The organism is uncultured Oscillibacter sp. (genome assembly GCF_910584465.1).
In the GTDB taxonomy this organism is placed as follows: Bacteria; Bacillota; Clostridia; order Oscillospirales; family Oscillospiraceae; genus Oscillibacter.
In genome coordinates, this window is sequence record NZ_CAJUBK010000150.1 from 1 (window position 1) to 1,176 (window position 1,176).

The following is a 1,176-nucleotide window of genomic DNA, read 5'->3' on the forward strand; positions in this document are numbered from 1 at the left end:
GGCCCGCAAAAATGCTTGTTGGGGAGCCTCCCCAAACCCGGCTCTTTGGGACAAAATGTCCCAAAGAGGTTGGCTGCGTCACCGCCGCTATCGCGTCTGTTCCTTATCGGTGCGCCCGTCCGTAAGGCCGAGCAGATGGTCGATGTTGGCCTTGACCGCCACGGCCTCCCGCATATCCCGCTGGGCCTGCCGATACTCGGCATAGAGGGCCTTTTTCTTATCCGCCAGCTCCCGCCGCTGTTTTTTCAGCGCGTCCATTTTGGGGAGCTTTTCACCGCCTAACAATTCATTCATAGCGGCCCGGGCCGCCCGGTAGGTGGCAAGCTCCGCCTCGTGCTCGGCCAGATACTTTTTCGAGTACCGGGCCGCCTTGTAGCCGTCAAACACGGGCCGGGCCTTGGCATAGTCCACCACGGCCCCCATCAGCCCGGAGACTTTGGAGAGGGCGGCCTCGGTGGTCTGGAGCTCCCCGGCCAGCGCGTGGGCCCGGTCAACCGCCGCCGTGGTCTTTGCCGCCAGCGCGTCATAGTCGGTGAGATTGTTCTCCTGCAAAAACTGGAGGGCGGCGGCCATCTGCTTTAGGTTGTAGACTTTCGCCCAGCGTTCATAAGCCGGGCCCTTGCCCTCGGCCATGCGCTGTTGAATGTCAATGATAAGCCCCACCTGCCGGGGCGGGGGCGGCGCGTCCTTGGGGAGCTCCGGGAGGGGCCGCTCCCCGGCGATAACCGCCCGGATGTCCTCGGGGTCAAAGCCCGCGCCGAGGGTGGATGCCCGGAGCCGGGTGTACTTGTCCTGCCCCGGCGCGAGGAACGACACCACGCCGCCCCGCCCGCGCTTGACGGCAAAGCCGGACTCCTCCATCAGCCGGAGGAACGCGGCAAAGTCGGCGGGCTTTTTTTCAAGGGCCGCGATGATTGCCAGCCGCACCCGCTGTTGAGCGGAGGGCGGTTTTTCCCCTACCCACTGGCCATAGTGGAGGAAACGGCCCTTGCTGTGCTGTTTGGGATTTTGTATCACGGACAAATCATGCTCCAGACATACCCGGTCAGACAGCCGCCGGAGGGCAAAGCTGGAGCCGAGGAAATTATGGAATTTCCGGGAGCAGTCAAAGGCCGTGGAATTGAAATAGATGTGGTTGTGAATGTGGCCCTTGTCGGTATGGGTGCAGACGAAAAA

1 protein-coding gene is annotated in these 1,176 nt (G+C 62.7%); it reads right to left on the minus strand.

The features are described 5' to 3' along the window. Window positions 1–87: 87 nt before the first annotated feature. On the minus strand, window positions 88–1,176 hold a 1,089-nt coding region (locus QZ332_RS13750; protein ID WP_295766472.1), incomplete at its 5' end, for a relaxase/mobilization nuclease domain-containing protein.